25 protein-coding genes and 1 tRNA gene are annotated in these 22,803 nt (G+C 71.5%); 16 read left to right on the forward strand and 10 right to left on the reverse strand.

Annotation, left to right across the window (positions count from 1 at the left end):
- Nucleotides 1–116: 116 nt before the first annotated feature.
- Together prmA and serA are read right to left on the reverse strand one after the other, a co-directional pair.
- Nucleotides 117–1,052: a 50S ribosomal protein L11 methyltransferase gene (prmA, locus tag ACLV7J_RS06390; protein ID WP_411868276.1), complete on the reverse strand. Its 936-nt coding sequence runs from the start codon at nucleotides 1,050–1,052 to the stop codon at nucleotides 117–119.
- A 125-nt stretch (nucleotides 1,053–1,177) separates the two neighbouring features.
- The gene (gene serA, locus ACLV7J_RS06395) at nucleotides 1,178–2,764 is read right to left on the reverse strand and encodes a phosphoglycerate dehydrogenase (RefSeq protein WP_411868277.1); all 1,587 of its coding nucleotides are present in this window, start codon (nucleotides 2,762–2,764) and stop codon (nucleotides 1,178–1,180) included.
- A gap of 125 nt (nucleotides 2,765–2,889) precedes the next feature.
- On the opposite strand from serA, the gene ACLV7J_RS06400 reads away from it, so the two are divergent.
- From ACLV7J_RS06400 to murD, 4 genes are all read left to right on the forward strand, one after another.
- Nucleotides 2,890–3,393 carry a hypothetical protein gene (locus ACLV7J_RS06400; RefSeq protein ID WP_255126512.1) on the forward strand — a complete coding sequence of 168 codons (504 nt, stop codon included), beginning with the start codon at nucleotides 2,890–2,892 and terminating at the stop codon, nucleotides 3,391–3,393.
- 10 nt (nucleotides 3,394–3,403) lie between these two features.
- Nucleotides 3,404–4,264, forward strand: a complete 861-nt coding sequence (locus tag ACLV7J_RS06405) for a photosystem II S4 domain protein (RefSeq protein WP_411868278.1) — start codon at nucleotides 3,404–3,406, stop codon at nucleotides 4,262–4,264.
- A 191-nt stretch (nucleotides 4,265–4,455) separates the two neighbouring features.
- Nucleotides 4,456–4,527, forward strand: a tRNA-Val gene (locus ACLV7J_RS06410).
- 52 nt (nucleotides 4,528–4,579) lie between these two features.
- The gene (gene murD / locus ACLV7J_RS06415; protein ID WP_411868279.1) at nucleotides 4,580–6,004 is read left to right on the forward strand and encodes a UDP-N-acetylmuramoyl-L-alanine--D-glutamate ligase; all 1,425 of its coding nucleotides are present in this window, start codon (nucleotides 4,580–4,582) and stop codon (nucleotides 6,002–6,004) included.
- Between the two features lie 10 nt (nucleotides 6,005–6,014).
- Here murD and ACLV7J_RS06420 read toward each other — a convergent pair whose 3' ends face one another.
- Nucleotides 6,015–6,389, reverse strand: coding sequence for a hypothetical protein (locus ACLV7J_RS06420; RefSeq protein WP_411868280.1), 375 nt, complete (start codon nucleotides 6,387–6,389; stop codon nucleotides 6,015–6,017).
- 100 nt (nucleotides 6,390–6,489) lie between these two features.
- On the opposite strand from ACLV7J_RS06420, the gene ACLV7J_RS06425 reads away from it, so the two are divergent.
- Both ACLV7J_RS06425 and ACLV7J_RS06430 read left to right on the forward strand, forming a co-directional pair.
- Nucleotides 6,490–6,951, forward strand: a complete 462-nt coding sequence (locus tag ACLV7J_RS06425; protein ID WP_411868281.1) for an EVE domain-containing protein — start codon at nucleotides 6,490–6,492, stop codon at nucleotides 6,949–6,951.
- An 83-nt stretch (nucleotides 6,952–7,034) separates the two neighbouring features.
- Nucleotides 7,035–7,802, forward strand: a complete 768-nt coding sequence (locus ACLV7J_RS06430) for a hypothetical protein (protein WP_411868282.1) — start codon at nucleotides 7,035–7,037, stop codon at nucleotides 7,800–7,802.
- Between the two features lie 24 nt (nucleotides 7,803–7,826).
- Here ACLV7J_RS06430 and ACLV7J_RS06435 read toward each other — a convergent pair whose 3' ends face one another.
- The gene (locus ACLV7J_RS06435; RefSeq protein ID WP_411868283.1) at nucleotides 7,827–8,093 is read right to left on the reverse strand and encodes a DUF2811 domain-containing protein; all 267 of its coding nucleotides are present in this window, start codon (nucleotides 8,091–8,093) and stop codon (nucleotides 7,827–7,829) included.
- Nucleotides 8,094–8,557: 464 nt separating this feature from the next.
- Between ACLV7J_RS06435 and ACLV7J_RS06440 the strand changes: the two genes are divergently transcribed.
- Nucleotides 8,558–9,460 (forward strand): NAD(P)-dependent oxidoreductase, encoded by a 903-nt coding sequence (locus tag ACLV7J_RS06440; RefSeq protein ID WP_411868284.1) that lies wholly within the window; start codon nucleotides 8,558–8,560, stop codon nucleotides 9,458–9,460.
- Here ACLV7J_RS06440 and ACLV7J_RS06445 read toward each other — a convergent pair.
- Both ACLV7J_RS06445 and ACLV7J_RS06450 read right to left on the reverse strand, forming a co-directional pair.
- The gene (locus ACLV7J_RS06445) at nucleotides 9,423–9,794 is read right to left on the reverse strand and encodes a DUF1818 family protein (RefSeq protein ID WP_411868285.1); all 372 of its coding nucleotides are present in this window, start codon (nucleotides 9,792–9,794) and stop codon (nucleotides 9,423–9,425) included. The two genes, ACLV7J_RS06440 and ACLV7J_RS06445, sit on opposite strands and share 38 nt — an antisense overlap.
- 14 nt (nucleotides 9,795–9,808) lie before the next feature.
- On the reverse strand, nucleotides 9,809–10,039 hold the full coding sequence (locus tag ACLV7J_RS06450) for a DNA-directed RNA polymerase subunit omega (protein WP_094588561.1): 231 nt from the start codon (nucleotides 10,037–10,039) through the stop codon (nucleotides 9,809–9,811).
- Between the two features lie 247 nt (nucleotides 10,040–10,286).
- On the opposite strand from ACLV7J_RS06450, the gene ACLV7J_RS06455 reads away from it, so the two are divergent.
- The 3 genes from ACLV7J_RS06455 to ACLV7J_RS06465 all read left to right on the forward strand — a co-directional run bounded on the left by ACLV7J_RS06455 (nucleotide 10,287) and on the right by ACLV7J_RS06465 (nucleotide 13,112).
- The gene (locus ACLV7J_RS06455; RefSeq protein ID WP_411868286.1) at nucleotides 10,287–11,852 is read left to right on the forward strand and encodes an Hsp70 family protein; all 1,566 of its coding nucleotides are present in this window, start codon (nucleotides 10,287–10,289) and stop codon (nucleotides 11,850–11,852) included.
- A gap of 126 nt (nucleotides 11,853–11,978) precedes the next feature.
- Nucleotides 11,979–12,815: a hypothetical protein gene (locus ACLV7J_RS06460; protein WP_411868287.1), complete on the forward strand. Its 837-nt coding sequence runs from the start codon at nucleotides 11,979–11,981 to the stop codon at nucleotides 12,813–12,815.
- Nucleotides 12,816–12,890: 75 nt separating this feature from the next.
- A complete protein-coding gene (locus ACLV7J_RS06465) occupies nucleotides 12,891–13,112 on the forward strand; it encodes a ferredoxin-thioredoxin reductase variable chain (RefSeq protein WP_255126502.1) in 222 nt (73 codons plus the stop codon).
- A gap of 31 nt (nucleotides 13,113–13,143) precedes the next feature.
- On the opposite strand, the gene pyrR is transcribed toward ACLV7J_RS06465, so the two are convergent.
- The gene (gene pyrR / locus ACLV7J_RS06470; RefSeq protein WP_411868288.1) at nucleotides 13,144–13,671 is read right to left on the reverse strand and encodes a bifunctional pyr operon transcriptional regulator/uracil phosphoribosyltransferase PyrR; all 528 of its coding nucleotides are present in this window, start codon (nucleotides 13,669–13,671) and stop codon (nucleotides 13,144–13,146) included.
- 581 nt (nucleotides 13,672–14,252) lie between these two features.
- Between pyrR and gpmI the strand changes: the two genes are divergently transcribed.
- The 3 genes from gpmI to msrB are packed head-to-tail and all read left to right on the forward strand — an operon-like array spanning nucleotide 14,253 to nucleotide 16,596.
- On the forward strand, nucleotides 14,253–15,827 hold the full coding sequence (gene gpmI, locus ACLV7J_RS06475; protein ID WP_411868392.1) for a 2,3-bisphosphoglycerate-independent phosphoglycerate mutase: 1,575 nt from the start codon (nucleotides 14,253–14,255) through the stop codon (nucleotides 15,825–15,827).
- A gap of 24 nt (nucleotides 15,828–15,851) precedes the next feature.
- The gene (gene secG / locus ACLV7J_RS06480) at nucleotides 15,852–16,088 is read left to right on the forward strand and encodes a preprotein translocase subunit SecG (protein WP_411868289.1); all 237 of its coding nucleotides are present in this window, start codon (nucleotides 15,852–15,854) and stop codon (nucleotides 16,086–16,088) included.
- Between the two features lie 28 nt (nucleotides 16,089–16,116).
- Nucleotides 16,117–16,596 carry a peptide-methionine (R)-S-oxide reductase MsrB gene (gene msrB / locus ACLV7J_RS06485; RefSeq protein WP_411868290.1) on the forward strand — a complete coding sequence of 160 codons (480 nt, stop codon included), beginning with the start codon at nucleotides 16,117–16,119 and terminating at the stop codon, nucleotides 16,594–16,596.
- 67 nt (nucleotides 16,597–16,663) lie between these two features.
- Here the strand turns inward: msrB and ACLV7J_RS06490 are convergent, their stop codons facing one another.
- Nucleotides 16,664–17,968, reverse strand: coding sequence for an ammonium transporter (locus tag ACLV7J_RS06490; protein WP_411868291.1), 1,305 nt, complete (start codon nucleotides 17,966–17,968; stop codon nucleotides 16,664–16,666).
- A gap of 274 nt (nucleotides 17,969–18,242) precedes the next feature.
- On the opposite strand from ACLV7J_RS06490, the gene ACLV7J_RS06495 reads away from it, so the two are divergent.
- On the forward strand, nucleotides 18,243–18,374 hold the full coding sequence (locus ACLV7J_RS06495; RefSeq protein WP_411868292.1) for a hypothetical protein: 132 nt from the start codon (nucleotides 18,243–18,245) through the stop codon (nucleotides 18,372–18,374).
- Nucleotides 18,375–18,495: 121 nt separating this feature from the next.
- On the opposite strand, the gene groL is transcribed toward ACLV7J_RS06495, so the two are convergent.
- Together groL and groES are read right to left on the reverse strand one after the other, a co-directional pair.
- Nucleotides 18,496–20,130, reverse strand: a complete 1,635-nt coding sequence (groL, locus tag ACLV7J_RS06500; protein WP_411868293.1) for a chaperonin GroEL — start codon at nucleotides 20,128–20,130, stop codon at nucleotides 18,496–18,498.
- 79 nt (nucleotides 20,131–20,209) lie between these two features.
- Nucleotides 20,210–20,521 (reverse strand): co-chaperone GroES, encoded by a 312-nt coding sequence (gene groES, locus ACLV7J_RS06505; RefSeq protein WP_094588579.1) that lies wholly within the window; start codon nucleotides 20,519–20,521, stop codon nucleotides 20,210–20,212.
- A 317-nt stretch (nucleotides 20,522–20,838) separates the two neighbouring features.
- Here groES and atpD point away from each other — a divergent pair, with 317 nt between their 5' ends.
- On the forward strand, nucleotides 20,839–22,305 hold the full coding sequence (gene atpD / locus ACLV7J_RS06510; RefSeq protein ID WP_411868294.1) for a F0F1 ATP synthase subunit beta: 1,467 nt from the start codon (nucleotides 20,839–20,841) through the stop codon (nucleotides 22,303–22,305).
- 49 nt (nucleotides 22,306–22,354) lie between these two features.
- The gene (gene atpC / locus ACLV7J_RS06515; RefSeq protein ID WP_411868295.1) at nucleotides 22,355–22,762 is read left to right on the forward strand and encodes an ATP synthase F1 subunit epsilon; all 408 of its coding nucleotides are present in this window, start codon (nucleotides 22,355–22,357) and stop codon (nucleotides 22,760–22,762) included.
- The last annotated feature ends 41 nt before the right edge of the window (nucleotides 22,763–22,803 follow it).

A 22,803-nucleotide genomic window follows, 5' to 3' on the forward strand; every position in this document is an offset into this window, starting at 1 on the left:
CCTACATCCGCCGGGGTGGCTTCCTGGGGATCTGGGCACCAGAAGCCGGGAAGCCCAATCAAAGGGTGGGCACAGATCAGCGTGCCTTATGCAACACCGGCAGGCCCAGGCCGCGGCTAGGCGGCCGGGGCGGCGCGCCGGATCGTCATCAGGCCCCACTGGCTCTGCTGGGCCGTGAGCTCCGCCTGCCAGCCCTCGGCGGCCAGGGCCGCCTGCAGCCCCGGGGCCTGGTCCACAAGCAGGCCACTGAGCAGCCCGACGCCGCTGGGCGCCAGCACCGTGTGGAAGGCCGGGCAGAGGGCCTCGATCACCGGCGCCAGGATGTTGCAGAGCAGCAGGTCGGCGGGCTCCCCCGCCAGCAGCTCCGCCAGGGCCTCCACCGAGCCCAGGGCCACCGTCAGCCGGTCCTGGAAGCCGCTCACGGCGGCGTTGTCGCGGGTGGCGCGCACCGCCAGGGAATCGGTGTCGGACGCGGCCACCGTGGCGGCCCCCTGGAGCAGGGCGGCGATGCCGAGGATGCCGCTGCCGCAGCCCAGATCCGCCACCCGGATGGGGCCCAGGTCGGGGGCCCCATCGCCGCCGCGCTCGGCCGCCAGGGCCTCCAGCGCCTCCAGGCAGAGGCGGGTGGTGGGGTGACTGCCGGTGCCGAAGGCGCTGCCGGGGTCCATGCGGATCACCAGCCGATCGGCGTGCTCAGGGGGCAGCTCCAGCCAGGCGGGCAGGATCAGCAGCCGCTCCCCCACCGGATCGGCCTGCCAGTGCTGCTTCCAGCTCAGGCTCCAGTCCTCGTCGGCCTGCTGCTGCCACTGGATCGGGGGCAGCGCCAGGCCGAAGGTGGCGGCCAGGGGCGCCAGGGCCTGCTCCAGCTGGGCCCGCTCGGCCTCGGGCCAGTCGGCCTCCGGCAACCAGGCCAGCAGGGTGCGCTGCTCGGGCGCCTCAGGGCGGTGCCGCACGGCCACCCGCGGGATGCCGAGGGCGTTGAGCTTCCAGAGCAGCGATTCCTCCAGCTCCGGGAGCGCCGGCAGCTCCAGCCGCCACCAGGACAGGGACATGGCCGAGAGGGGCAAGGGATGGGATGGCGGGCCAGGGGGCCGGAGCCCCGCGGCCGTGGCCCCCTTGTGAGCCGCCGGCCCCGCCAGGGCTCGGGGCCAGGACCGGGGCCGTCAGAGCAAAGGGCTCAGAGGGTCACGGGATGGGCTTCCTGGATGCCGTTGATCTGGTTGATCGTGGCCAGCAGGCTGGGGGGGATCGGATCGTCCACGCTCAGCACCATCACGGCGTCGCCGCGCACGATGCGACGGCCCACCTGCATCGAGGCGATGTTCACGTTGTGCTCGCCGAGCACGGAGCCCAGCTGGCCGATGATGCCGGGCATGTCCCGGTGGCGGGTGAACAGCATGTGGCGGCTCGGGGCCACGTTCACCGGGAACTCATCGATGGTGATGATGCGCAGCTCGCCGTCGGCGAACACGGCCCCGGTCACGCAGTGGTTGCCCTGGGGGCTGCGGGACACGAGCTGCAGCGAGCCACCGGCGAAGTCGCGGCTGGCGTCGTCCTTCACCTCCAGCACGTGGATGCCGCGCTCCTTGGCCTCGAGGCTGGCGTTCACGTAGTTGATGCTGTCGCCCAGGGCGGTGGAGAGCAGGCCCTTGAGGGCGGCGATCACCAGGGGCTGGGCCGGATGGGCGGCGAACTCGCCCTGCAGCCGCACCTCCAGCTCGCTGATCTGGCCGCCGGCCAGCTGGCTGATCAGCTGTCCCAGGGTCTCGGCCAGCTGCAGGTGGGGCTTGAGCTGCTCCATCACCTCGGCGTTGAGGCCGGGGATGTTCACGGCACTGCGGGCGGGCAGGCCCAGCAGCACATCGCGGATCTGCTCGGCCACGTCGATGGCCACGTTCTCCTGGGCCTCCTCGGTGCTGGCGCCCAGGTGGGGGGTGAGGATCAGCCGCTCGGCCACGCCGCGCAGGGCCGAATCGGCCTCCAGGGGCTCCTTGGCGTACACGTCGAGGGCGGCGCCGGCGATCACGCCGTTCTGCACGGCCTCGGCCAGGGCGGCCTCGTCGATGATGCCGCCGCGGGCGCAGTTCACGAGGCGCGCCGTGGGCTTCATCGTCTTCAGCAGCTCGGCGTTCACCAGGTTCTCGGTGTCCGGCGTGCGGGGCAGGTGCAGGCTCACGTAGTCCGCCTCGGCGAACAGGGCCGGCAGGGGCAGCAGCCGCACCTGCATCTGCTGGGCGCGCTCCGCCGACACGAACGGGTCGTAGGCCACCACCTCCATGCCCATGGCCCGGGCTACGCGGGCCACGTGGGAGCCGATCTTGCCCAAGCCCACCACGCCGAGCTTCTTCTTGTAGAGCTCGTTGCCGACGTATTTCTTGCGGTCCCAGCCGCCGGCCATGGTGCTGGCGTGGGCGTGGGGCACGTGGCGCGACAGCGAGAGCATCAGGGCCAGGGCGTGCTCAGCCGCGGCGATGGTGTTGCCCTCGGGCGAATTCACCACGATCACGCCGCGCTTGGTGGCGGCGGGCACATCGACGTTGTCGACCCCCACACCGGCGCGGCCGATGATCCGCAGCTTGTCGGCGGCCTCGATGATGTCGGCCGTCACGGTGGTGCCGGAGCGGATCATCAGGGCGTCGTACTCGCCGATGATCGCCTTGAGCTGCTCGGGCGGCAGGCCCGTGCGCACGTCCACCTGGGCCACCTGCGACAGGATGTCGATCCCTGTCTGATCGATGGGGTCGGAAACCAGAACCTTCGTCATGACCCGGCGGGGTGGGGGCGGCGGGAGGTGCAGTGTAGAGAGCGGCCCTCAGGCGGCCCCCGCGCGCGGCGCCCCCGGGGCCCCGGGGGCGTGGAGAATCAGGGCGGTCGCCTGCGGAGCGTCGGTTGGGAAACAGCGTGGTGGTGGTGCTCTCGGAGCGCAAGCGGCTGCGGCAGCTGCGGGATCAGCTGGCCGCCATGACGCCGCCGCCGCTGCGGCTGCTGGCCATCGGCACGGGCGAAGAGCCGGTGGAGGCGGTGCCGGAGCTCAACCCCAAGCTCTCCCGCCAGCTGCGGCAGCGCAGCATGGCCCGCTGGCTGCTGCCCTTCGGCTTCCTGGCCGGCCTCACCTTCACCTTCATCACCGACCTCGACACCTTCGCCTTCGCCGGCCCGGTGGGCTCCCACCTGATCGGCGGCCTGCTGGGGCTGGGCTCGGGCTTCATGGGCAGCTTCGCCGCGGCCGCCAGCGTCAGCTCCGACCTGGACGACCGGGTGCGGGCCCTGCGCAACCGGCTCGAGGAGGGCAACTGGCTGCTGCTGGTGGAGATCGCCTCGGGCCTGGAGATGCCCTGGACCACCCTGCAGTCCGCCAAGCCCAAGGCCCTGGTGCGCCTCAACGACTTCTGACGCCCCCGCCATGCTGCCCCGCGAGGACCTGCTCCAAGGAAGCCGCCGGCCCGAGGAGCTGGCCGCCCTGATCGATCAGGCCGAGCAGGCCCTGCGCACCTGGCAGCCGGTGTGGACCGGCTTCGTGGCGGCGGACCTGCGCGAGGAGGCCGACCGGCGGCTGGGCAGCCTGAGCGAACTGACCCTGAACTCGGCGGGCGGCTGGCCCCAGGCCGAGCGGAGGCGCCTGCTGCTGCAGCGGGCCGAGCTGGCGGCGGCCCCTCAGACGGCGGCCCCTCATGGCAGCGCCGAGACCAGGGGCAGTGCCGAGACCAGCCCGGCGGACGGCGCGGCCCACGCGGAAGAGGCCGCCCCGCTGATGGGCCTGGTGGTGAGCGGCAACTTCCTGTTCGACCCCGCCGAACCCGGCGACGTGCGGGACGGCCTGCTGGCCGCCGGAGCCGAACCGGGCGAGCTCGGCGACATCTGGATCCGCGGCGATCGCGGCGCCCAGCTGATCGTCACGCCCGAGCTGGCCGCCCGCCTGCACGGCCAGCCGGCCCGGGTGCGCACGGTGGAGGTGCAGCTGGAGGCGCTGCCGGTGGAGCAGCTGCAGTTGCCGGCCCAGCGGCAGCCCAAGCAGCTCAGCAGCGTGGAGGCCTCGCTGCGGCTCGATGCGGTGGGGTCGGCGGGCTTCGGGCTGTCCCGCAGCCGCATGGCGGAGCTGGTGCGCAGCGGCGCCGTGCGCCTCAACTGGCAACCGGTGAGCAGCCCCAGCAAGGAGCTGGCGGTGGGCGATCGGCTGCGGCTGGAGGGGCGCGGCGAACTGGAGCTGCTGGAGGTGCAGCCCACCAAGCGCGAGCGCTGGCGGGTGGTGCTGCGGCGCAGCTGAGCGCACGGGCCCGGGGCCGTCGGCTGTGGGCCCGTGCCGCGAGAGGCGAGGACCGCCGGATTGGGCCCGATGGCCTGGCGCCTCCTGGCGCGGCTGTTGGGGCAGCTGTTGGCGCTGCTGTTGGGGCGGAAGCCGGACTGCTAAGTTGCTCGGACTGCGGCACTCCTGTGGAGCCTGCCGATCAGTGCCACGGGCGATTAGCTCAGAGGTAGAGCACTACCTTGACACGGTAGGAGTCACTGGTTCGATTCCAGTATCGCCCACTTTTTTCAGTCAACGCCTACACGGCCTCTCGTCATTCCGAGCGCCTGAACAATGCAGACCCCGGTCCAGTCTTTCGCGGGACAAGCGTTGGCAGGAGACGGGCTCACCGTGGTGCTGGGGCTGGGTCGTTCCGGTCTCGGGGCCGCCCGGCTGCTGCGCCAGCAGGGCCAGCGGGTGCTGGTGCTCGAGAGCGGCGGCGGCGAGGCCCTAGAGGCCAAGGCCGAGGCCCTGCGGGCCGAGGGCATTGCCGTGCAGCTGCACACGCCCCTGGCCGCCGCCAGCTTCGCGGCCCTGGCTGAGCGGCCGGCCCGGGTGATCGTCAGCCCCGGCATTCGCTGGGACCACCCCGCCCTGGAGGAGCTGCGCTCCCAGGGCATCCGCACCGACGGCGAGATCACCACGGCCTGGGAGGCCCTGCAGCCCGTGCCCTGGATCGGCATCACCGGCACCAACGGCAAGACCACCGTCACCCACCTGGTGGCCCACCTGCTGGCCAGCGCCGGCCTCGATGCGCCCATGGGCGGCAATGTGGGCCGCTCGGCGGCGGAACTGGCCCTGGAACGGGTGGGTGCTGGCCGGCCCCTGCCCGCCTGGCTGGTGGTGGAGCTGAGCAGCTACCAGATCGAGGCAGCCCCGGCGATCGCCCCCCGCATCGGCCTCTGGACCACCCTCACCCCCGACCACCTGGAGCGCCACGGCACCCTGGACCACTACCGCGCCATCAAGCGCGGGCTGCTGGAGCGCTCGGCGGTGCGCATCCTCAACGCCGACGACCCCGACCTGCGCAGCCGCGCCGCCAGCTGGGACCACGCCCAGTGGGTGAGCGCCGGCCCGCGCCAGCAGGCCCGGAGCGCCGGCATCGAGCCCCACCTGTGGATCGAGGCCGAGCAGGTGATGGGCCCCAATGGCCCCCTGTTCGACGCCCGCGCCCTGGCCATGCCCGGCGCCCACAACCGCCAGAACCTGCTGATGGCCACCGCCGTGGGCCTGGAGCTGGGCCTCAGCGGCGCGGTGATGGAGGAGGCCTTCCGCAGCTTTCCCGGGGTGCCGCACCGGCTGGAGCGCCTGCGGGAGCTGGAGGGGGTGCGCTGGTACAACGACAGCAAGGCCACCAACTACGACGCGGCCGAAGTGGCCCTGCGGGCCCTCGACGGCCCCCTGGTGGTGCTGGCGGGCGGGGAGTCGAAGCGGGGCGAGGCCGGCGGCTGGATCGGCGAACTCCGGCGCCAGGCGGCCGCCGTGGTGCTCTACGGAGCCGCCCGCCAGGAGTTCCAGGGGCTGCTGGAGCAGGGCGGCTACGGCGGGGCCGTGGCCGCCGTGGAGGGGCTGGAGCAGGCCGTGCCCCTGGCCCGGGAGCTGGCGGCACGCCACGGCTGCCGGGCCGTGCTGCTCTCCCCCGCCTGCGCCAGCTTCGATCAGTACAGCGACTTCGAGGCCCGCGGCGACCACTTCCGCCGCCTGGTGCAGGCGCTCTGAGGGTCAGGGATCAGGGCTCAGTCGACGGCTGCTGCAGGCGCCGCCGGGAGCGGTTCACCGCCAGGCCGGCCTCCACGGCGGAGCCAAGGCCCACGCCACCCAGGCCGAGATACACGCCCGCCACGGCGGCGCTGGTCGTGAGTTCGGTGACATCCGGGCGAGTCCGGTTGAGCCACCAGGTGCCCCCACCGATGGCCACGCCGCCCAGCAGGGAAGCGCCCACCGCCGCCGCCGCCCCGATCCAGTAGGCCCCCCAGCGGCGCTGGTAGAGGTAGCCATGCCCCTGGCAGGCCAGGTTGAGCAGGGCGGCGATCCAGCCCGAGGAGGAGGCCGTCAGCTGGTCGCCGCTGAGGACCAGACGCGGGGCCGGGGCGGGGGAGGGCAAGGCGACGCCGACGATTCCACGGACCCTACCCAGGGCCGTCGGCCCGTCAAGCGGGCCATCGGGAGCGGCGTTACCCTGGCGCCCGAATGCTGGCGCAGCAATGGTCCACTGGCTGATGAAGAGCGAGCCCGATGTCTACGGGATCGACCATCTTCAGCGCGAGGGCAGCACCCTGTGGGATGGCATTCGCAACTACCAGGCCCGCAATTTCATGCGGACAATGGCCATCGGTGATCGCGCCTTCTTCTATCACTCCAACGCCAAGCCACCGGGGATCGTGGGGATGATGGAGGTGATTGAAACCGGCCTCACCGACCCCAGCCAGTTCGACCCCGCCAACAAGTACTACGACCTCAAATCCAAGCCCGAGGCGCCCCGCTGGGACTGCGTGCGGCTCCAGTACGTGGGCCGCTTCGCCGAGCTGCTCAGCCTGGATGCGCTGCGCGAGCAGTTCAGCGTGGAGGAGCTGCCGGTGGTGCGCGCCGGCAACCGCCTCTCGATCCTGCCGGTGCCCGAGGCCAGCGCCGAGCGGCTGCTGGCCCTGCTGGGTCCCCTGCGCTGAGGCCATGACTGCAGCCCCCAGGATCCCTGGCGCATCCGGGCACGGCCGGTAGGTTGCCGCCCAGTGCCCTTCCCCCCTCGGCCATGACGCTGCCGGCCCTGCACCCCGGCCCGATCCAGATCCGCCGGGCCCTGGGCGAGGGCTGGCGCTGCTTCCAGCTGGCCCCCTGGAGCTTCGTGGGCTTCACCCTGCTGGCGGGGAGCAGCACGGTGCTGGGCCAGAGCCTGCACAGGGTCGGCGCCGATGCCCTGACCGCGGGGGAGGCCGTGCCCCTGGCGCTGCTGGCCAGCGCGGCGGGCCTGACCCTGGGGCTGGTGGGCAGCCTGTGGTTGAACGTGGGGCTGGTGCGCGGCGCCTGGATCGGCCTGGCCGGAGATCGGCCCCGCTTCAGCGACCTGGCCCGCTGGGACGGCCGGGCCATCCTGCGGCTGCTGCTGATCGTGCTGCTGCTCCTGCTGATCAACGTGCTGGTGCTGGTGATCGCCGGCCTGGGCAGCGGCCTGCTGACGCTGGTGCAGCCGCTGCTGGGGCTGCTGCCGGCCCTGGCGGGTGGGGCCGTGTTCGCCTACATCGCCGTCAACCAGCTGTTGCATCTGCCCCTGGCGGTGCTGGGGGGCACGGGCCCGGTCGACAGCTTCCGCTCCGGGAGGGTCGCCATCGATCCCCACTGGGGGCGCGGCCTGGCCTTCAGCCTGGTGCTGGGCCTGATCCTGGTGGCAGGGGCGCTGGCCCTGCTGGCGGGCCTGCTGGTGGCCCTGCCGCTGGTGAACTGCAGCCTGGCGGCGGCCTACCGCCAGCTGTTCGGCCCGGAGGACCGCTCCGGCCTGCTGACCTACCGCGGACAGCCCTGACACGCGGGCGGCGGCAGAGCCGGCTCAGAGCGGCTCAGCGAAGCGGGGTTGCTGGGGAAACAGGTTGGCCAGGTAGCAGCGGGTGATCTCGCGGCTCTGCACGCCGTTCTGCACCAGGAAGCCGGCCAGGGCCGCCTGGAACAGGCGGTACTGGTCCCAGTTGGGGTGCGCCTCGATGAAGCCCCGCATCGAGTGCAGCAGGGGTTCGGGCACCTCGGCCCACAGGCTCACCATGCCCGGCGGCTCCATCGGCTCGATGCCGGCCCCCGCAGGCCCCGTAGCCGCGGCCACCGGCGCCACTGCCGTCGGTACCGCAGCCGCGTGGACCGCCGACTGCCGGGGCGTGATCTGCCATGCCGCTGTCTGCCCTGCCGTTGTCTCCATCGCCCGATGCCGCGCTGTGGGCACCAGTTCCCCACAGCACGGCGCCCGCGTCAAACCGGAGCGCCGAGGGGCCGCGGGGGTCAGTCTCACCGCAGGATCGCCTGCAGCGCAGTGGCTCTCAGCGACAGTGCCCCTGCCGCGCCCCCCGCTTGAAGCGGCGGGTCCGGCCTGTCAACGGGAGAGGGCCGAGCGGCGGGGTTCTCCCCAGGCCCCTGCCCCACGGGCCCACCTGGGGGGAGGAGCTGCGGAAAACCGGGGCAAAACCCTGGGGAGAACGCAGCAGCGCGGGGGAGAACCCCTTCGATCAGCAGTGCTGATCAGCGGCCAATCTCGCCACCGATCTCAGGGCCGCGGGCCGGCAAGCTGGATCGATGGCATCCGAACCCACCGGCCCCCGCGCGATCGCCCTGCTGGGCACCGGCCTGCTGGGGGCGGCCATCGGCCAGCGCCTGCTGCAGCGGGGCCACCGGCTCAGCGTCTGGAACCGCACGCCCGAGCGCTGCGCGCCGCTGCTGGCCGCCGGGGCCGAGCTGGCCGCCACGCCGGCCACCGCCATCGCCGCGGCCGAGGTGGTGGTCACCGTGCTGAGCGATGGGCCGATCACCGCCGCGGTGCTGCTGGACCAGGGGGGCAGCGCCCTGGCGGGCCGCAGCGTGGTGCAGATCGCTACGATCGCGCCGGACGAGAGCCGCCAGCTCGACGTCGCGATCCGCAGCCTGGGTGGCCACTACATCGAGGCACCGGTGCTGGGCAGCCGCCCGGAGGCCCTGGCCGGCAACCTGCAGCTGATGGCGGGCGGCCCCGCCGCCAGCGTGGAACGGCTCTGGCCGCTGCTGCAGGACCTGGCCGGCACGCCGGTGCGCCTCGGCGAGGTGGGCAGCGCCATGGCCGCCAAGCTCGCCCTCAACCAGCTGATCGCCAGCCTCACCCACGCCTTCAGCCTCTCGCTGCACCTGGTGCAGCACGCCGGCGTGGAGGTGGAGGCCTTCATGGCGCTGCTGCGCGGCAGCGCCCTCTACGCCCCCACCTTCGACAAGAAGCTGGAACGGGAGCTCGCCGGCGACTACGCCAACCCCAATTTCCCCACCGCCCACCTGCGCAAGGACCTGCTGCTGTTCCTGGCGGCGGCCCGCGGCGCCGGCCTTGCGGTGGAGGGCCTGGAGGGGCTGGCGGCGCTGCTGGAGCGGGCCACGCCCGCCGGCCTGGACGGGCTCGATTACTGCGCCCTGCACGCCCTCACGGCTGGCCGCCCAGCTGCTGCAGCGCCCGCGTGAACGCCGCGCTGGCCGGCGCCGGCCAGGAGCCCTCGATCGCCCGCTGGCCACCTGCGGGGCTGAGCATCACCCGCAGGTCCCACTGCTCGCGATCCCCCTCGACCGCCAACCACCAGACCCCGCGCTCCAGCTCCAGCTCGATCGCCTCCTCCGCCATCAGCTGATCGACCAGCGCGGCGTGCTGACCCACCAGGTCGGCCACGGCGGCCCGCAGGGCCTCGGCCTCCGCCAGGGTCAGCTCGGCCGCCCAGCCGTCACCGCCGATGAGCACAGCAAAGGGCTGGCGCGCACCGTCCCAGGCGAGTCGCCAGCCCTCTCCTTCCAGATGGATCACCCGCTCCAGCCGGTTCAGCCGGGCAGCAGGTCGGGCTGGTCCTGCTCGTCGCTGAGTTCGACGATGGCGCGCTGTACGGGCTTGATCATCGAGTCTTCGAGCAGGCCGTCGAAGTCGTCAAAGCGGCGCTGCTTGGCGCGGAAGGCGATCCGCACGGTGGTGAGGTAGCGGTTGCTGGAGTGGCGGATCAGGCTCTCGGCCCGCTGGGCCAGTTCCTTGGGGCTCACGTCGACGCCGATGAACATGTCTCCACTGCCTTTAAAGGGAGCTTAGGTCAGCAGCTTGCGGGGCCTACCCGGGCGGAAGGGTGGCGGACCCAGAGGCTGCGCGAGGTCGAGTCCAACGGCCGCGGAACAGCTCCGGCAGGAGCGACCGGCTGCCAGACAGCAGGTCAGGACCTGTAGAAGGAGGCATTCAGCAAAGCCCCGGGTCAGCCCAGCGCCTGCCCGAACAGCCGCCGCACCCCTCCGCCCCCCGCCACGCTCCACCGCCATGGCCGGCACCCTCGCCATCGACCTGGGCAGCACCACCACCGTGGTGGCCTACCAGCCGGCCGGCGGCCCCGCCGAGCTGCTGGAGCTTGCCCCCTACACCTGCGGCAGTCCTGCCGTGGTGCCGAGCCTGCTCTGGCTGGCCCAGGCCGACTCCGGCCAGCCCCTGATCGGCCGCCAGGTGCTGGAGGCCGGGCTGGCGGAGCACCCGGGGCCTGAACTGCACCGGGATTTCAAACGCCACATCGGCCAGGGCGACGCCGGCGATCCGGCCGCCAACGCCCCCGCCAGCCTGCTGGCGCCCGAGCAGGCGGCCGAACTGCTGCTGCAGCGCCTCTGGCGCCAGCTGCCGGCGGAGCTGACGCCCAGCCGGCTGGTGCTCACCGCCCCGATCGACGCCTACCGCGGCTACCGCCGCTGGCTCACCGCCGTGACGGCCAGCCTGGCGGTGCCGGAGATCGCCCTGGTGGATGAGCCCACCGCCGCCGCCATCGGCGCAGGCCTGGCACCGGGCAGCCGGGTGCTGGTGGTGGATCTGGGCGGCGGCACGATCGACCTGTCCCTGGTGGCCCTGGAGGGCGGCGAGGGCCGCGCCGCCCCCATCGCCCAGCTGCTGCGCTTCGGCGGCCGCGACCTGGAGGGCTCTCGCCAGACCCTGCGCACCGCCCGGGTGCTGGGCAAGGCGGGCCTGGCCCTCGGCGGCCGCGACATCGACCACTGGATCGCCGCCGACCTCTGCCCGGACCAACCGGCTTCGGCGTCGCTGCTGGCCGCTGCCGAGCGGCTCAAGTGCGCCCTCAGCGACGAACCGGAGGCGCTGACGCTCTGGACGCCGGCCCCCGGCGCCGCCCCCCGCTCCCTGCGCCTGGACCGAGCCGGCCTGGCGGGGCTGCTGGAGCGGCGGGGCCTGATCGCCGCCCTCGACCAGCTGCTGGAGACCGTGCTGGCCGCCGCCCGCGCCGCCGGCATCGGCCTGGCGGACCTGGATGCGGTGCTGCCGGTGGGGGGCACCAGCCGGCTGCCGGCTGTGCAGGCCTGGCTGCAGGAGCGCTGCCCGGGGGTGCCCCTGCGGGGCGAGCGGCCGATCGAGGCCGTGGCCCTCGGCGCCCTGGCCCTGACCCCGGGCGTGGCGGTGAAGGACGTGCTGAGCCGCGGCGTGTCGCTGCGCTGCTGGGACCAGCGCAGCGGTCGCCACCGCTGGCATCCACTGTTCGTGCCGGGCCAGGCCTGGCCCACCGAGCGTCCCCTGGAGCTGGTGCTGGCCGCCAGCCGCGAGGGCCAGCGGGAGCTGGAGCTGGTGCTGGGGGAGCCGCGCAGCGAGGAGCGCAGCGAGGTGGTGTTCGTCGGCGGAATGCCGGTGCTGCGCCAGCGGCCGGCCGGCGAGGCCGCCGTGGAGGCCTGGCCCCGGCAACCGCAGGCGCTGCCCCTGGCCCCCGCCGCCAGCGCCGGGGTGGATCGGCTGCGGCTGCGGTTCCGGATCGATGCCGACGGGCAGCTGCAGCTCCAGGCCGAGGACCTGCTGAGCGGCACGGCCCTGCCGGAGCGCAGCCTGGGCAGCGTGCGCTGAGCGGCCGGCACCCGGCAGCCCTGGCCGGCGGCCACCCCGGTGGACGACGCAGCGGCTGGTCCCGGGGGACGACCCAGGGGCCGGCCCATTCATAGAACGGGCCCACTGCACTGACGATCTGCTTCCGTGGCCATCCGCCGGCACCGGCTTCCGCGCTTCTGGCTGCTGGTCACCCTCGGCCTGGTGGCGGGCGGGGTTGGGGCCGCCTACTGGTGGGAGCGTCAGCTGCCGGGCCGGCTGGAGCGCGCCGCCCAGGAGGGCCGCCTCGACGACTGCCTGCGCTACGGCGAGCAGCTCACCTCGCTGCGCTGGCTGGGGGGCGCGGCACCCCAGGAGCAGGGCCGCTGCCGCCGCCTCAAGGCGGAGAACCTCTGGACGTCGGGCCAGGTGGGCGAGGCCCTGCGGGTCCAGCTGCAGCTGGTGAATTCGGAGGCCGGCAGCTCCGCCGACCAGCGGCGCCTGGTGGAGTGGCAGCGCCAGCTGGAGGCCCGGGCCCTGGCCCGCTTCCAGGGGGGCGACCTGGAGGGGGCCCTGGCGGTGCTGGCCACGTTCAACGCCGACCACAACCCGGAAGGCACCGCCCTGGGCGACACCCTGCGGGAAAACTGGAACCGCAACCGCCTGCAGCGGGACCGGGCCCAGCAGCTGATCCCCCAGAAGCGCTGGTGGGAGGCCCTCGATGCCCTCAACCGCATCGACCACCCCTGGTGGAAGACCCACACCCAACCCCTGCGTCAGCAGGTGCAGAAGGGGATCGACGGACTGCGGAACGCCCACGAGAAGGAGCACGACGGCCATGGCAAGGGGGGCCTGGAGTCGAACGTGCCGAGCGACAAGCTCAATGCCCTGGTCACGGCCAAGATCGCCGCGGGCGTGGACGACTGGCAGGCCTTCACCTCGGCCTGCAAGGAACTGGGGGGCCGGGTGGTGGAGGCCGGGCCGGAGAGCGCCTGCCGCCGCTGACCTGCCGCCCTGGGGGCGCGTCCCCAGGCGGCGTAGCACGCGTGACAGGATGAGCCGGTCGCACGCGCACCCTCCATGCAAGCGGGAGATCAGGTCAGGGTCAGCCAGAGCGTTGTGGTGTTCCACCACCCCGAGCATCGGGGCCAGGCCTTCGATCTCCAGGGCCAGCAGGGCCTGGTGCACCAGGTGCTGAACGACTTCAAGGGGCGTCCCATCAGCCCCACCCTGCCGGTGATCGTGGCCTTCGGCCGCTTCCGCGCCCACTTCCGCGCCGACGAACTCGAGCCGGTGGCCTGAAGGCCCGGCCCCACGCCCAGGGGCAGCCGACCTACGCGCCTGGCTTCAGCAGGAACACGCCCTCCTCACCGTCGATCGCCTGCAGGCACAGGGCGATCGTCTCCTGGCGGCTGGTGGGCACGACCCGACCGCAGAAATCCGGCTGGATCGGCAGTTCCCGGTGGCCCCGATCCACCATCGCCAGCAGGCGCACGCGTCGGGGCCGGCCCCAGGCCTGTAGGGCCTCCAGGGCCGCCCGCACGGTGCGGCCCGTGAAGATCACGTCGTCCACCAGCACCAGCTCGCGGCCCTCAAGGGCCGCCGGCAGCTGGGTCGGGGCCGCCAGCCGGGTGGCCACCCGCTGCAGATCGTCGCGGTGGAACGTGGGATCGAGGCTGCCCTGGTCCACCGGATGGCCGCAGAGGGCCTGGAGCTTGGCGGCCAGCACCTCCGCCAGGGCCACCCCCCGGGTGGGGATGCCGAGCAGCAGCAGCGAGCGGCTGTCGTCGACGCTCTCCAGCACCTGGGACGCCAACCGGTTCAGGGTGCGTCCCAGCTCCTGGGCGGACAGGATTTCCACACGCGTGGCAGGGGCGTATCCCTGGACCGCAGCGTCGGCCTGGGCGTTCGCGGCAGGCCCTGCGCCGAAGTCCACGGAACCCCCATCACCGCGCTCGGCGGGGCCGCTCCGCTGAAGGCCGCGCTCCTCGGGACTGGGCAAGACCACGGCATCGGGGAAGGGGCGCCATGCTACGGGCCTTGCCCAGCGGCACCGGCCCAGCGGGCTCAGGGGCGGGGCTAGGGCCCGGCGACGCCGCAGCGGAGCCCGTACCGCCAGCCGCGTCCGCCCAAGGGGTCGGCCGACCCTGTGGACAAAAGCTGACGCAATCGGGGATCAAGCAGGCCCTTAGGAGGGCTCACGGTAGGTTGGGTTGTGGAGATATTGCAGTGAAAGAGCGGGGCGAACGGGTGACAGCAAATCCTTCCTCCGATCGTGAGTCCAGCCCCAGCGGCTGTCCTGACCCAGGCGCCACGGCTGCCTCCCGGGCCACGGCTGCCTCCAATGCCACGGCTGCCCCCCATCCCGTCGATGCCGGCCTGCCCCAGGTGGGTGGCTCCTGTTCCACCGCCAGCTTCGTGAGCCGACCCGCCGTGGCGCCGGTGGTGCTCGCCATCCTTGACGGCTGGGGCTACCGCCACGACGACGCCCACAACGCGATCCGCGCCGCCGACACGCCGGTGATGGACGCCCTCTGGCACGCCTACCCCCACACCCTGATCCAGGCCAGTGGCGCCGATGTGGGCCTGCCGGACGACCAGATGGGCAACTCCGAGGTGGGCCACCTCACCATCGGAGCCGGACGGATCATCCGCCAGGAACTGGTGCGGATCAGCAAGGCCGTCCAGGATGGCAGCCTGGCCGAAAACCCCGGCCTCAATGCCCTGGCGGACCGGCTGCTGGCCAGCGGCAACACCCTGCACCTGATCGGGCTCTGCTCGGACGGCGGCGTCCACAGCCACATCGATCACCTGGGCGGGCTGCTGCGCTGGGCCGCCGGCCGGGGCCTCGACGACGTGGCGATCCACGTGGTCACCGATGGCCGCGACACGGCCACCCAGAGCGCCCCGGGCTTTCTGGCCACGATCGAGCGCCAGATCGCCGAGGCCGGTGTGGGCCGGATCGCCACGATCTGCGGCCGCTACTGGTCCATGGACCGCGACAACCGCTGGGACCGCACCGAGAAGGCCTACCGGCTGCTGAGCGAGCCGGGCGAGGTCACGCCCCTCACCCCCCTGCAGGTGCTGGAGGCCTCCTACGCCGAGGGCATCACCGATGAGTTCATCGAGCCGGTGCGGCTGGCCCCCGGCCACCTCAAGGGCGGCGACGGGCTGGTGTGCTTCAACTTCCGCCCCGATCGGGTGCGGCAGCTGGTGCGGGCCCTGGTGCTGCCCGATTTCGAGGCCTTCCCCCGCGAGCGAATCGCCGACCTCGATCTGGTGACCTTCACCCAGTACGAGGCCGGCCTGCCGGTGGTGGTGGCCTTCCCACCCGAGCCCCTGGATGGCCTGCTGGGGGAAGTGGTGGCGGCCCATGGCCTCCGCCAGTTCCGCACCGCCGAAACCGAGAAATACCCCCACGTCACCTATTTCATGAACGGCGGCATCGAGCAGCCGTTCCCCGGTGAAGACCGGCACCTCGTGCCCTCGCCGCGGGTGGCCACCTACGACGAAGCCCCGGCCATGTCGGCGGAGCAGCTCACCGACAACTGCATCGCCGCCATCGCCAAGGGCATCTACTCCCTGGTGGTGATCAACTACGCCAACCCGGACATGGTGGGCCACACCGGCCAGATGGAGGCGACGGTGAGCGCCATCGGCACGGTGGATCGCTGCGTGGGCCGCCTGGTGGAGGCCACCAACCGCATGGGCGGCACCCTGCTGATCACCGCCGACCACGGCAACGCCGAACTGATGGAGGGCCCCGACGGCCGCGCCTGGACGGCCCACACCACCAACCCGGTGCCGCTGATCCTGGTGGAGGGCGAGAAGCGCAAGCTGCCGGGCCATGGCACCGACGTGCGCCTGCGCGAGGGTGGCGGCCTGGCCGACATCGCCCCCACCCTGCTGGAGATCCTGGACCTGCCCCAGCCGCCCCGCATGACCGGCCAGACGCTGGTGCTGCCCACCGGCACGGCGGTCGCCCCCAGCCGCGTCCCCCAGACCCTCGGGGTCTGAACCCCAGCGCCCTAGGCTGCCCCCATGCTCCAAACCGTCTTCACCTGGATCTGGCTGGCCAGCGGCGTGCTGCTGGTGGTGACCGTGCTGCTGCACAGCCCCAAGGGCGATGGCATGGGCGGGCTGGCCAGCAGCGGCGGCTCCATGTTCAGCAGCGCCCGCAGCGCCGAGAACACCCTCAACCGCGTCAGCTGGACCCTGCTCGCCACCTTCCTCGGCCTCGCCGCCGCCCTGAGTGCCGGTTGGTTCAAGGGCGCCTGATTCCGTCCGCACCGATCGCCCCAGACCAATGACCCGACGTGGCCTGCTCGCCGCCCTCACGGCCGCCGTCTCCCCCCTGCTGGGGGGGCGCTCTGCAGAGGCGGCCTCCAAGGCGGCCGATCCGGCCTGGCAACTGAGTGAGGCCGAGTGGAAACAGCGCCTCGGTGCCGCCGCCTACGACGTGCTGCGCCGCGAGGGCACGGAGCGGCCGTTCAGCAGTCCCCTCAACAAGGAGAAGCGTGCCGGCACCTTCGTCTGCGCCGGCTGCCGCCTGCCCCTGTTCAGCTCCAAGGCCAAGTACGACAGCGGCACCGGCTGGCCCAGCTTCTGGCAGCCCCTGCCCAACGCGGTGGTCACCAAGCTCGACTTCAAGCTGATCGTGCCCCGCACCGAATACCACTGCCGCCGCTGCGGCGGCCACCAGGGCCACGTGTTCGACGACGGCCCCCGGCCCACCGGCAAGCGCTACTGCAACAACGGCGTGGCCCTTGCCTTCGATCCGGCCTGAGGCGTCAACCCCCAGCCCTGATTCAGGGTCAGGGGGCGCCCCAGGCGATCTCCCTCAGCTCTCTCCCTCAGCTGGTGAACTCGCTGTTGTAGGCCTCCTCGCCGTGGGCGTTGATGTCCACCCCCTGGCGCTCCTCCGCATCCGTGACCCGCAGGGGGATCACCAGCCGCAGCAGCACGAGCAGGGCGTAGGTGCCCACCCCCACCCAGAGCACGGTGAAGCCCACCGCCTGGAGCTGGATCCACAGCTGGCCCCAGCGCCCGGCGATCACACCGTCGGCACCGGCTGGATTGAGGCTGCGCAGGGTGAACACGCCGGTGAGCAGGGTGCCCAGCAGACCCGCCATGCCATGCACCGGCAGCACGTCGAGGGTGTCATCGAGCCGCAGGCGCAGCTTCAGCTGCAGGGCCCAGCTGCACAGCGCGGCGGCGGCAAAGCCGATCAGCACCGCCGCCAGAGGACTCACAAAGCCGGCGGCGGGGGTGATCGCCACCAGGCCGGCCACGGCGCCGGTGGCCACGCCCACGGCCGTGGGCTTGCCGCGCTGCCAGGTCTCGATCAGCATCCAACCCAGAGCCGCGGCGGCGCCGGCGGTGTTGGTGGTGAGGCAGGCCAGGGAGGCCAGGTTGCCCGCCACCAGGCCACTGCCACCGTTGAAGCCGAACCAGCCGAACCAGAGCAGGCCGGTCCCCATCAGGATGAAGGGCACGTTGTGGGGCGGGGCGCCGTGGTCGGGGTAGGTGCGGCGCCGGCCCACCACCACCGCCGCCACGGCCGCCGCCACGCCGGAGGCCAGCTCCACCACCAGACCACCGGCGAAATCAAGGGCGCCCAGGCCATCGGCACCGAGGAAGCCCCCTGGCCCCCACACCATGTGGGCCAGGGGGATGTAGATCAGTGTGCTCCAGAACAGCACGAACAGGATCCAGGCCCGGAAGTTCATCCGCTCCACCACTGCCCCCGAGATCAGGGCGGGCGTGATGATCGCAAAGCTGGTCTGGAACAGCGCCACGGCGCCGTGGCTGATCTGACCGTCGCCAAAGGGGGCCGACCAGTTGCTCAGGCCCGCCCAGGCCAGCCCGCCGATGAAGGGGGCCAGGGGGCCTGAACCGGGGGAAAAGGCCAGGCTGTAGCCGAACAGCACCCAGAGCACGCTCACCAGGGCCATGGCGCTGAAGCTCATCACCATGGTGTTGAGCACGTTGCGGCTGCGGACGAAGCCCGCGTAGAAGAGCGCCAGAGCCGGCGTCATCATCAGCACCAGCGCGGCGCTGATGAGCACGAACCCGTTGTTGGCACTGCGCAGCGCCGCGGCGGCCTCGGCCATGGGGGTCGCCGCCGCCAGCAGGATCGTCTCAGCCGGACTGAACAAGGGAGCTCCCTCAGCACGGCCGACACCCTGCGGCGCCGTGGTCACCAGACCGGTAGCCGTTGCTACGAAACGAGGCGGAAACGGTAGGAACCGCGACAAAGTCCGGGTCGCCGCAGGGCTCAAGCGGGGGTGAGGACTGGAGCTCAGGGGCAGGCGGATGGCCATGGGCACATCACCGGCCCGCAGGGCATGGGCCCTTCATGGGTGGCTGGTGACAGAGCCCGACAACGTCAGCCCACCCGCCTACGTTGAGCCGGAGCCCGACCCTTCCCGGATGCGACATCTGCTCTCCCTCGTGCTGCTGCTGGCTGGTCTGGCCACCACCGGTGCGGCCGGCGCCTGCGAGCGCCATCTCCAGGGCCACCAGACCGGCTCCGACACCAACAGCGAGGCCAGCCAGCGCTGAGCACGCCCAGGCCCCGGGGGCCGGGGAAGAGCAAGAAAAAAGCGCCCCCGAAGGGGCGCCTGGGAGGGGGATCCGGAGATCCCCCTCGTCCACTGGACCGTGGACAGGAAGCCGGGGACGATCAGTAGTCGAAGTCGCCGCCGCCCATGCCGCCGCCGGCGGGAGCTGCTTCCTTCTTCTCGGGCAGATCGGCCACGATGCACTCGGTGGTCAGCACCATGCCGGCGATGGAGGCGGCATTCTGCAGACCGGAGCGGGTCACCTTGGCGGGGTCCACGATGCCGGCAGCCAGCATGTCGACGTACTCGCCGGTGGCGGCGTTGTAGCCCTCGTTGAAGGGCTTGTTCTTGACGTGCTCGGCCACCACAGCGCCGTTCACACCGGCGTTCTCAGCGATGCGCTTGAGGGGAGCGGTGAGGGCGGAGGCCACGATCTGGGCGCCGATCAGCTCTTCGCCGGAGAGGTTGGCGTTGGCCCACTCCTCGAGGGCGGGAGCCAGGTGCGCCAGGGTGGTGCCGCCGCCGGGAACGATGCCCTCTTCAACGGCCGCCTTGGTGGCGTTGATGGCGTCTTCCAGGCGCAGCTTCTTGTCCTTCATCTCGGTCTCGGTGGCGGCACCCACCTTGACCACGGCCACACCGCCGCTCAGCTTGGCCAGACGCTCCTGCAGCTTCTCCTTGTCGTAGGAGGAGTCGGTTTCGTCCATCTGCTTGCGGATCTGCTCGCAGCGGGCCTTCACGGCCACCTCGTTGCCTTCGGCCACGATGGTGGTGGTGTCCTTGTTGATGGTGATGCGGCGGGCGGTGCCCAGCATCTCCAGCTTGGCGTTCTCCAGCTTGAGGCCGGCGTCCTCGGTGATCAGCTGACCATTGGTGAGAACGGCGATGTCCTCGAGCATGGCCTTGCGGCGATCACCGAAGCCAGGGGCCTTGACGGCGGCCACGTTGAGCACGCCGCGCAGGCGGTTCACCACCAGGGTGGCGAGGGCTTCCTTCTCGATGTCCTCGGCGATGATCAGCAGGGGCCGGCCGGTGCGGGCGATCTGCTCGAGCACGGGCACCAGGTCCTGCACCAGACCGATCTTCTTGTCGGTGAGCAGGATGTAGGGCTCCTCGAGCACTGCTTCCATGCGCTCGGTGTCGGTGGCGAAGTAGGGCGAGATGTAGCCCTTGTCGAAGCGCATGCCCTCGGTGACCTCCAGCTCGGTGGTCATCGACTTCCCTTCTTCCAGGGAGATCACGCCTTCCTTGCCGACCTTGTCCATCGCGTCGGCGATCATGCGGCCCACCTCTTCGTCGTTGCCGGCGGAGATGGTGCCCACCTGGGCGATGGCGTTGGAGTCGGAGATCGGCTTGGCGTGCTCCTTGATCTTGCCAACCAGGAACTCGGAGGCCTTGTCGATGCCCTTCTTCAGGGTGATGGCGTTGGCGCCGGCGGCCACGTTGCGCAGACCCGCCTTCACCATGGCGTGGGCCAGGACGGTGGCGGTGGTGGTGCCGTCACCGGCGGCGTCGTTGGTCTTGGAGGCGGCCTGACGGATCAGGGCCACACCGGTGTTCTCGATGTGGTCCTCCAGCTCGATCTCCTTGGCGATGGTCACGCCGTCGTTGATGATCTGGGGGGCGCCGAACTTCTTCTCGAGCACCACGTTGCGGCCCTTGGGACCCAGGGTCACGGCAACGGCTTCGGCCAGGGTATCGATGCCTTTCTCGAGGGCGCGGCGGGCCTGCTCGTTATAAATAATGCGCTTGGCCATGGGAGGCAGTTCTCGGTGATTAAGGGATGAACGGTCTGATCTGGAACTGGTCTGAGCTGATCGTCGGGCGAGCCCTGGCTCAGTTCACGACGGCCAGGATGTCCTTCTCGGAGAGCAGCACGTACTCGTCGCTGCCCAGCTTGATGTCGGTACCGGCGTACTTGCTGTAGAGCACCTTGTCGCCGATGCTCACTTCGGGGGCCTGACGGGTGCCGTCGTCGTTGCGCTTGCCGGGGCCAATCTGCACCACCTCACCCACCTGGGGCTTCTCCTTGGCGGTGTCGGGCAGGAGGATGCCGCCAGCGGTCTTCTCCTCGGACTCGGAGACCTTGATGAAGATGCGGTCGCCGAGGGGCTTGACGGTGGAAACGCTGAGGGAAACAGCAGCCATGGATGGATTGCGGAAAGGGTTGCGAAGCCATTGGCATGGCGCCAAAGACGCCACAGAAAGCCGCTTCTGATGCCGATCTGGCACTCGAAGCTGCTGAGTGCCAACCTATGGGGAGCGGTGCCGGCCGGGCAATGCGGGTGCTGTGCGGTTGACCGAACAGCCCGTGGCGGTCCGGGGCCACGGGGTTCCAGACGCCGCCCCGGCAGCCGCCGGCAGCCGGCCGGATCCGGCGCCTGGGGTTCCCGCGCAGTGGTAAGGTTGCGCCGCTTCGGGCGGGATTGGATCCCGCTGCGCGTCCTCCGCGACCCTCCTTACATATGGCTGCTGCTGCTCCTGCCGCTTCCGGCACCAAGGGAATCATCCGTCAAGTGATCGGCCCGGTGCTGGACGTGGAATTTCCCGCCGGCAAGCTGCCCAGGATTTACAACGCCCTGCGCATCGAGGGCAAAAACTCCGCTGGCCAGCAGGTGGCCCTGACCGCCGAGGTCCAGCAGCTGCTGGGTGACCACCGCGTGCGCGCCGTGGCCATGAGCACCACCGACGGCCTGGTGCGGGGCATGGAAGCCCTCGACACCGGCTCCCCGATCTCCGTGCCCGTGGGTGAGGCCACTCTCGGCCGCATCTTCAACGTGCTCGGCGAGCCCGTCGACGAGAAGGGTCCGGTGAGCACCGACCTGACCGCCCCCATCCACCGCGAAGCTCCCAAGCTCACCGAGCTCGAGACCAAGCCCAAGGTGTTCGAGACCGGCATCAAGGTGATCGACCTGCTGGCTCCCTACCGCCAGGGCGGCAAGGTGGGCCTGTTCGGCGGCGCCGGCGTGGGCAAGACCGTGCTCATTCAGGAGCTGATCAACAACATCGCCAAGGAGCACGGCGGTGTGTCCGTCTTCGCCGGCGTGGGCGAGCGCACCCGTGAGGGCAACGACCTCTACGAGGAATTCAAGGAATCCGGAGTGATCAACTCCGAAGACCTCTCCAAGTCGAAGGTGGCCCTCTGCTACGGCCAGATGAACGAGCCCCCCGGCGCCCGCATGCGGGTGGGCCTGTCGGCTCTGACCATGGCCGAGCACTTCCGCGACGTGAACAAGCAGGACGTGCTGCTGTTCGTGGACAACATCTTCCGCTTCGTGCAGGCCGGCTCGGAAGTGTCCGCTCTGCTGGGCCGCATGCCCTCCGCCGTGGGCTACCAGCCCACCCTCGGCACCGACGTGGGTGCCCTGCAGGAGCGCATCACCTCCACCCTGGAAGGCTCGATCACCTCGATCCAGGCCGTCTACGTGCCCGCAGACGACCTGACCGACCCCGCCCCTGCCACCACCTTCGCCCACCTAGACGCCACCACGGTGCTGAGCCGCGGCCTGGCCTCCAAGGGCATCTACCCGGCCGTGGATCCCCTGGATTCCACCAGCACCATGCTGCAGCCGGCCGTGGTGGGCGATGAGCACTACCGCACCGCCCGCGCCGTGCAGGCCACCCTGCAGCGCTACAAGGAACTGCAGGACATCATCGCGATCCTGGGCCTGGACGAACTCTCCGAGGACGACCGCCGCACCGTGGATCGCGCCCGCAAGATCGAGAAGTTCCTCTCCCAGCCCTTCTTCGTGGCGGAGATCTTCACCGGTCAGAAGGGTGAATACGTGAAGCTGGAGGAGACCATCGCCGGCTTCAACCAGATCCTCGCCGGTGAACTCGACGATCTGCCGGAGGCCGCCTTCTACCTCGTCGGCAACATCGACCAGGTGAAGGCCAAGGCCGCCAAGATCCTCGCCGAGGCCAAGGGCTGATCAGGCACTGCGCCGCCCCACTCCCCCCGCCTGCTGATCTCCTCCGCCCATGACCCTCACCCTCCGCGTTCTGGCTCCCGATCAGAGCGTCTTCGACGGCAGTGCCGACGAAGTGATCCTGCCCAGCACCACCGGCCAGCTCGGCATCCTCACCGGTCACGTCTCCCTGCTGACCGCCCTCGACACGGGCGTGCTGCGGGTGCGTGAGGGCAACGCCTGGACGGCGATCGCCGTCCTCGGCGGCTTCGCCGAGGTGGAAGCCGACGAGGTCACCGTGCTGGTCAACGGCGGTGAGCTGGGCAAGAGCATCGACGCCAGCACGGCATCCGCCGAGCTGGACCGGGCCCAGCAGGCCGCCGCGGCCTTCGAAGGTCAGCCCGCCAGCACTGAAAAGGTGAAGGCCCAGCAGGAGCTGGCGCGGGCTCGGGCCCGGCAGCAGGCCACCCTGGCGAGCTGAGGGCCATGTCCCCGGCTTTGGGCCGGGCTCCTGGTGTTGCC

The organism is Vulcanococcus limneticus LL (assembly GCF_943369875.1).
In the GTDB taxonomy this organism is placed as follows: Bacteria; Cyanobacteriota; Cyanobacteriia; order PCC-6307; family Cyanobiaceae; genus Vulcanococcus; species Vulcanococcus limneticus_A.